The 6,659-nt window shown below is 64.4% G+C and carries 11 protein-coding genes; 3 read left to right on the top strand and 8 right to left on the bottom strand.

Features of this window, described 5'->3' with window-relative positions; genetic code table 11:
* Nucleotides 1–59: 59 nt before the first annotated feature.
* From IE083_RS15070 to IE083_RS15035, 8 genes are read right to left on the bottom strand one after another with little or no spacing between them, the layout of a single operon-like run.
* Nucleotides 60–344 carry a hypothetical protein gene (locus tag IE083_RS15070; RefSeq protein ID WP_229799785.1) on the bottom strand — a complete coding sequence of 95 codons (285 nt, stop codon included), beginning with the start codon at nt 342–344 and terminating at the stop codon, nt 60–62.
* Nucleotides 311–1,048: a PD-(D/E)XK nuclease family protein gene (locus tag IE083_RS15065; RefSeq protein ID WP_189354854.1), complete on the bottom strand. Its 738-nt coding sequence runs from the start codon at nt 1,046–1,048 to the stop codon at nt 311–313. Before IE083_RS15065 ends, IE083_RS15070 begins: the two co-directional genes overlap by 34 nt.
* Nucleotides 1,045–1,521: a DUF6511 domain-containing protein gene (locus IE083_RS15060; protein WP_189354853.1), complete on the bottom strand. Its 477-nt coding sequence runs from the start codon at nt 1,519–1,521 to the stop codon at nt 1,045–1,047. The genes IE083_RS15065 and IE083_RS15060 overlap by 4 nt, the downstream gene beginning before the upstream one ends.
* Nucleotides 1,522–1,529: 8 nt before the next feature.
* Nucleotides 1,530–2,156, bottom strand: a complete 627-nt coding sequence (locus IE083_RS15055) for a hypothetical protein (protein WP_189354852.1) — start codon at nt 2,154–2,156, stop codon at nt 1,530–1,532.
* 5 nt (nt 2,157–2,161) lie between these two features.
* Nucleotides 2,162–3,001 (bottom strand): ATP-binding protein, encoded by an 840-nt coding sequence (locus IE083_RS15050; protein WP_189354851.1) that lies wholly within the window; start codon nt 2,999–3,001, stop codon nt 2,162–2,164.
* Nucleotides 3,001–3,762 carry a BRO-N domain-containing protein gene (locus tag IE083_RS15045; RefSeq protein ID WP_189354850.1) on the bottom strand — a complete coding sequence of 254 codons (762 nt, stop codon included), beginning with the start codon at nt 3,760–3,762 and terminating at the stop codon, nt 3,001–3,003. Before IE083_RS15045 ends, IE083_RS15050 begins: the two co-directional genes overlap by 1 nt.
* Before the next feature lie 2 nt (nt 3,763–3,764).
* On the bottom strand, nt 3,765–4,244 hold the full coding sequence (locus IE083_RS15040; RefSeq protein WP_189354849.1) for a hypothetical protein: 480 nt from the start codon (nt 4,242–4,244) through the stop codon (nt 3,765–3,767).
* Between the two features lie 11 nt (nt 4,245–4,255).
* The gene (locus IE083_RS15035) at nt 4,256–4,519 is read right to left on the bottom strand and encodes a helix-turn-helix transcriptional regulator (RefSeq protein ID WP_189354848.1); all 264 of its coding nucleotides are present in this window, start codon (nt 4,517–4,519) and stop codon (nt 4,256–4,258) included.
* A gap of 228 nt (nt 4,520–4,747) precedes the next feature.
* Between IE083_RS15035 and IE083_RS15030 the strand changes: the two genes are divergently transcribed.
* Genes IE083_RS15030 through IE083_RS15020 form a run of 3 tightly spaced genes read left to right on the top strand, consistent with a single transcriptional unit; the run spans nt 4,748 to nt 6,638 of the window.
* Nucleotides 4,748–5,209, top strand: a complete 462-nt coding sequence (locus IE083_RS15030; RefSeq protein ID WP_189354847.1) for a helix-turn-helix domain-containing protein — start codon at nt 4,748–4,750, stop codon at nt 5,207–5,209.
* Between the two features lie 4 nt (nt 5,210–5,213).
* The gene (locus IE083_RS15025) at nt 5,214–5,786 is read left to right on the top strand and encodes a PIN domain-containing protein (RefSeq protein ID WP_189354846.1); all 573 of its coding nucleotides are present in this window, start codon (nt 5,214–5,216) and stop codon (nt 5,784–5,786) included.
* Between the two features lie 21 nt (nt 5,787–5,807).
* The gene (locus IE083_RS15020) at nt 5,808–6,638 is read left to right on the top strand and encodes a hypothetical protein (protein WP_229799784.1); all 831 of its coding nucleotides are present in this window, start codon (nt 5,808–5,810) and stop codon (nt 6,636–6,638) included.
* Nucleotides 6,639–6,659 lie beyond the last annotated feature (21 nt).

The following is a 6,659-nucleotide window of genomic DNA, read 5'->3' as shown; positions in this document are numbered from 1 at the left end:
TTCGCCCCCAAAGCAACGACTAAGCTGTTTGGGAAGGTGGGCGGGCCGGACGCTTACGATCATTCGGCTCCCTCGACAGGTGCTTCCGCGTCCTGAGCATCGCGGCCCTGGACGGCTGCGCTGCGCGCGGCCCACGCGGAGAGTTCGGACAGGCGATAGCGCACCAGACCGCCCATCAGGTAGTGCGGAATCCGGTACTTGGTGCGCATCGCGTGGTCGGCGAACCAGTAGTACGGCAGGCGCAGTGCGGCAGCCGCCTGTTTGGCGTCGATCATCGGCTCGATGCCATTCGCCGGAGTGTTGTTGTCGGTCATGCTTGCGTCCTCCAGCAGCGGTCTTGCCACGCGCACATCCGGCACTCGAAGTGGGTCGGGTCATTGAAGGCGCGCGGCAGGAGCTCTCCCGCCTCGGTGGCCGTGATGACCTTCACCGCCCGATCCGACATGCGCTGGGCCAGTGCTGCATCAAAGGGCACGGCCTCGGTGTAGATCTCCATCGTGTCGGCGTTGAGCGCCGTGAAGATCGCCGGGTGCTCGTGCAGTTCGAGATAGGCTTGGTAGATCGCCACCTGCGCGGCGTAGATGGGCTTGGCCACCGCGAGCCGGTCTTTCTCCAGCTCGCGCCAGGACTTGTTGCCCAGGCACTTGTTCTCCCAGAGCGCGGGATAGGCAAAGCCCTCCGGGCCGCCGACGATGACGCCGTCGATGTGACCCTGCAGGCGGCCATCAGCCACCGAGAAGCCGAACTGCTCGCCATCGGCCTTGCGGGTGCGCAGATCGAAACCGGCGTCGCGCAGCCACGCGACCATGCGGTCCTCCATGACGTGGCCGCGTTCGAAGATGCGCAGCATCCGGCCCGGTGTGTCGCGCCCGTGGTCGATGGGTGCCTTGGCGTACTCGAACTGCAGCGCGCGCTCGCAGGCCAGACCGAGACGGGACGCACCGAGGTACTGGCGCTCGGACTGGCGGGCGCGGGCCTGCTGCATCCCGACGTCGACCAAGGCGGTGACTTGGCCCGAGATGCTCGATGAAGAGTTGAAGTCGATCATGGCTTCGTCTCCCAAGGCAGGTCGTCCTCCAGGTCGGCGAACGGGTTGGCCAGCGGATCGGGCGTCGGCTTCATGCCGCGCACCGGCGGGTACTTGCTCGCCTCGTGGTGCTCGACCATTGCGTCCGTCCAGCAGGTGACGATGGCGTCGATCACCCGCAGCGCCTCGGCTTCGGAGTAGTCGCCCAGCGGCTTGGCAAAGCCGATCTCGCCCGCCGCCTCGCCGAAGGCCTTGAGGCACTTCTTCATCGCGGCCATCTCGACATCAGACGGATCGATCATGGCGACCTCCTTGATGTCGACGCGGCCTTCCTTGTCCTGCAGCCAGTTGCCGTACAGCGCATGAAACGCGCTCTGGCAGCGCTGCGAGCAGAACACCCAGTCGATGGGATAGCGCCGGGGATCGCCGACACCGTGACGGTTGTCGGTGTGGCCGAAACCCCGGGCCTGTCGTTTGCAGACCCAGCATTTCATCTGCCCCCTCACTGAGCCCAGGACGGTTTGCCCGTCACTGGCGCGCGTTGCGGGGTCGGGGCTGCGTAGGTGGGAGCCGCCTGCGCCGGGGCACCGGAGGTACCGCCACCCGGCTTGGCCTTCGCAGGGCCACCCATCAACTTGGCGTAGTCGGGGTGATCGGGTTCGACCGCGATCTTGACCACGTTGCGGTCTTGGCCCTTGGCGTCCTTCTCGATGTCCACGCGGGCCAGGAACTCCAGACCATCCAGTTCGTGGAAGCCCTGGATGCGGCGCGCGGCGGCGGCCTGCGGGCTGTTGTCCTGCGGGTGGACGTTGCGGGCGCTGTTGAGCGCGGCGCGGATGAAGCTGCGCCCCATCTGGCCCCAGGTCGGCCCCTTCTTGGAGTGCAGGCCGATGTTGCTCCACATCTTGCGCTTGGCATGGTCGCCAGCGGTGACCACGAATTCGGCGGCGAGATAGATGGAGCCGGTCTCGAAGGACTCGGTGGCGTAGCCGCCGCCCCAGCCTTGCTCGGGATCGTCGTAGCCACCGGGCTTGATGGTCATGCGCACCGGGACGACGGTGCCCTTGGGGATCAGGTCGAAGCCGGATTGCTGGGCGTCGGCGTCGTTGAAGTCATTCCATGCGGTCATTGCGACTACTCCTGAGATTCGATGTGTGCGGGGGTGGCGGCGCTGACGGGCGATGCGCCCGCGCACTTGGCGATCAGCGCGCCGAGATGCGGCGGCTCCAGCAGGTCGAGGCGACCGCTGCGGTCTTTGGCCGGGAAGCCGTAGGGATTGACGGTGTGCGTGACGAAGGCGCGATAGGCGCTGCCGTCGTCGGCCTTGATCTCGGCCAGCGTCACAACCTCGTCGACGATGCCGGGAAGCTCCAGGGCGGTCTTGCTGCCCTCGATCTGCGGCACGAACACCTTGCGGTTGTAGTCATCGAGCCGCTCGTCGAGGATGGCCACGAACACCACGTTCTTGCCCCGGGCGTGCTGCAGGTGGGTCAAGGCGCTGACCATCTCCTGCCCGAGCAACCCGTAGGCGGCGCGCAGATCGGGCTTGCCGGAGCGGTCGCTTGTTGCGCCGGGCTGCGTCTTGCACCACGCGAAGCACTGGCGGGACAGCTGCGTGATCGAGTCGAGAAAGAAGGTCTGATAGCGGTCGAGCTGCGTCGGGTCGCCAAACTTCTCGACGACGTGGTCGTAGTGCGCCTGCGAGAATGCGCTCTCTGGCGGCAGCGACTTGTCCGGGCCCGCGAGGAACACGAAGAAATCGCGGCTCTCGGGCCAGGACGCTGGGCGGATGGTGTCGCCCGGCCAGTCGGCCACGGCCAGGTCACCCGCCTCGATGTCGAGGAACAGCGTGGTGGCGGGGTCGAGGTCTTTGAGCCGGGTGGTCTTGCCGATGCCGGATTTGCCCAGCATCAGCAGCTTCACGCCCTTGCGCTCAGCCATGCGCTGTTGCGCCGAAATGATCGGGAGGGACATCACGCCACCTCCTTCAACTGCTCGGCGACCGCCGGATTCCAGAGGATCTGGTAGCCGCTATGGCCGTTGCGCGAGTACGGCATGGCCTCGGCCCAGGCTTCGCCCGCCTCGATCAGCTCCCATTCGTCACGGTCGTTGCGGAACTGGAAACCGCGCGCCGCCAGCAACTGGTTCGTGGCCTTGGCGGAACGGCCTAGCAACTTGCCGAGCTGGGTGGCATTGAGCGAGCAAATCGATTCGTTGGCGGCAGGCAAGGCGCGGCGCAGCACCTCCGTGGTCAGGCCCGTGTTTTCCTGGATGCAGGTCAGCGTCGCCGCCATCGCGATCCCGGTTTTGACGCCGGGCACTTTGGCGACCGCTTCGCCGATCAGCAGGATGGCGGTAACGCGGTCGTGGGTCGGTGCGGGCAAGGCAGCCAGCATGCCGGGCGCGGAGTACGCGCCGGTCTTGCGGATCGCGGGCAGCACCTCGCTGGTCACCCAGCGTTTGAAGCGCTTTGCGGCATCCTTCGTGCTGCCGAGGATCAGGGCGTAGAGGCCCGATTCGTTGACGTGGTTGGCGCGCTGCGTGCGGCCGAGGTTGTCGATGACGTCCAGTTTCTGGACGTCATCCGGATCGACATGCGATTCAATTGCCTGGCGCGGGTTGCCGAACTCCAAAACGGAACAGATATCGCTGGCGTTGAACCACGGCAGCCCGAGATCGTCGACCTGCACGCGCACGGCGTGCGCTTCGAACTGGAAGGGAATGATCGCGCTCATGATCAGTGCTCCGAATCGAGGGAAAGGGTGAAAGACGGCTTGCTGGAATCCACGGTGCGTGCGGCTGCAAACTGCTGCTGCAGCGCGGGAGGCCAGTTCGTGTAGCGGGATTCGGAAACGGAGAGCTTGATGTCGAGGTAGCCCTCGACCTTCTCGCCCGAGGCCACGATGCGCTCGGCGATTTCGCCCAGTTGCTTCTGGTTCCAGCTGACCTTCTTGGGCAGCTCGAACTTGATGTGCAGCGGGCCGTCACTGATGTGGGCAGTGCCGAAATCGCGGCCGGATTCACGCAGTGCGGCGCGGGCCTGTACGCCGTAGCACTGATCCAGCGCTGCGTCGAACTTGGTACGGGCCTTCTTGAGCCAGTCGATGGCGGCATCGAGGTTCTTGTCGACCTCGTGCTTGACCTCGGGCGGCAGCGCAGCCAGCTGGCTGACGGACATCTCGGCGATGTCGGCGGGGAAGATGGTCAGATCGCTCATGACCACCTCCATCACTGGTACGCCCGAGCGAAGGTCGAGTAGCGCGAGACGCGCCGCTCGAAGGCTTCGACTTCGGAGATCAGGTAGGTGACGCGCGCCCCGAGCTTGCAGAAGACGGGGCCGAGTTGCTCCTGCCGCCAACGGCGCAGGGTCTTGACCGAGAGCCCCCAGCGGGCGGCGAGCTCGTTTTCGTCGAGGGCGATGCGCAGGACACCGTCCGAAAGGGGCCGGGTCAGGTTCCGGCTGGGTTGAACAGATGGGGCATGGTTTTGCATCGCGAGACTCCTTTTGTTTGGGAGCCTCTATTCAATTGCGCCATGCCTTGGGCTTGCGCGAGGGCGTTTTGGGTCCTCATGGGTGTCGACGCGAGCTGGTCAAGGTACGTGACCGCGCTAAGTGGTTGATCTGTATGGAACAGAGGTGTGCGTTTCGGTTATTGCGATTTCGATTATTTCGTTTATAATGGCGTCAGACTGAACTTTGACCCGACGAGGAGACCTCTAATGAACGCTCCCGCTATCCCCAAAACACTGCCCTCCGAAGAGGACATCGCACTCGCCCGTGAGTCGGGCCGCGCGCTGTCGACCGTGCTTCAGACCCGTGCCGAAACCCAACAAATCGACTTCCACGACGACAAGGGCGCAGTACGTGCGGTGCGAATTCCGACCTCGGCGCTGCGCCTATTGCTGGAAGTCCTGACCGAGATCGGCCAGGGCAACGCGGTGTCGATCATCCCGATCCATGCCGAGCTGACGACCCAGGAGGCAGCCGACGTGCTCAACGTCTCGCGCCCCTTCCTCGTCCAGTTGCTGGAGAAGGGCGACATGCCGTTCCACAAGATCGGCACCCATCGCCGCGTGCGCTACCAGGACGTGATCGCCTACAAGAAGCGCATCGATGCCGAGCGCCGCAAGGCGTTGGATGAACTGGCCGCACAGGCTCAGGAACTCGGCATGGGGTACTGACTGGATGAGTTCGCACTTCACCGTCGTCTATGACGCCTGCGTGCTCTATCCGGCACCGTTGCGCGACCTGTTGATGCATCTGGCGCTCTCGGACCTGTACCGGGCGCGCTGGAGCGACACGATCCACGACGAGTGGACGCGCAACGTCCTGGCCAGCCGGCCGGACTTGACCCCAGAGCAGCTGAATCGAACGCGTCAGCTGATGAATGCGCACGTGCGCGACTGCTTGGTCACCGGGTTCGAGTACCTGATTCCGTCGATCAACCTGCCCGATCCCGACGACCGCCATGTGGTGGCGGCCGCCATTCACTCGGGGGCCAGCCTGATCGTGACCTTCAACCGCAAAGACTTCCCGGTCGAGGCGCTCAAACCCTTCAACCTCGCGGCCCAGCATCCGGACGATTTCATCGTCGATCTACTGGATCTGCAACCTGCAGGCGTGCTGGAGGCGGCGGCCAGTCATCGGCGGACACTGAAGAACCCGCCCAAGACGGCGGACGAATACCTGGACACCCTGCTGGCGCAGGGGCTGACGCAATCGGTGGCGGTGATGCGCCAATGGACCGTGGCCATCTGAAGTGGCCCGAAGGGAGACAACATGGGCAAGAAGACCCTGAGCAACGCACACTGCCTGCTTGACCTGATCGAGAAGGCTCCGGTTTCCATCCTCAAGGCTTTCAGCGGGCTTCCCGAATGTCAGGCCCTTGCCCGGGGCTTCGACTGGTCGCAAGACGAAGCCACGCTTTCGCCTGTCTTGCTGGAGCACGTCAAGCACCTGCGCAAAGAGCAGCGCGATCCCGCCGAACGCGAAGCACTGCGTGTGCTGCGGCTGGCATCACCCCGTGGATCGGCCATCCTCACCACCGTCGCCGACCAGTTGAATGATGGCGAGCTGATCGCCGTGTTCATGTCGCAGGACGGAGGCGAGATCGGCCGCGCGGTCTGGATGCGCACCCATTCGGATGAAGCGGCACGGCTTTTCGATGTCGCCGAGTCGATCCTGAACACTGGCGACATCCGGGGCAACAAGCGTCTGTACGACGCATTCGATGTGCCTTGCGACGACGCGCCCCCCTTTATCTGGAACGACACGGTCAAGAAGGATCTGGAATCGCAGTTGACCAGCGTAATGCGCCTCGGCGAACCGTGCGAGGTGGTGTATGTGCCGCTTGCGGACGAGGGCAAGAACGGTGACACCAAGACGATTCACTACCTGGTCGTGCGCTTTGCCGGGGATCAGGTCACTGCGGTGCAGGTGGTCAACCGCAACCGCCGCAGCTTCTGCTATTTCCCGGTGCGCGACGCCACGCTCGTCTATGCTCCGGACCGCAAGGTCGTCGAGGTCTACGCGCACACCCTATCTACGCGGGCCCCGCTGGCGAATGTGCTGTCTAGCAGCCTGTCGGACTTAACGAGCCGTATGAGATAATTCGGATCATCCAAAACACAG

The sequence above is a fragment of the Vogesella fluminis genome (assembly GCF_014652335.1).
GTDB classification, from domain to species: domain Bacteria; phylum Pseudomonadota; class Gammaproteobacteria; order Burkholderiales; family Chromobacteriaceae; genus Vogesella; species Vogesella fluminis.
This window is presented reverse-complemented; position numbering and strand designations above follow the sequence as displayed.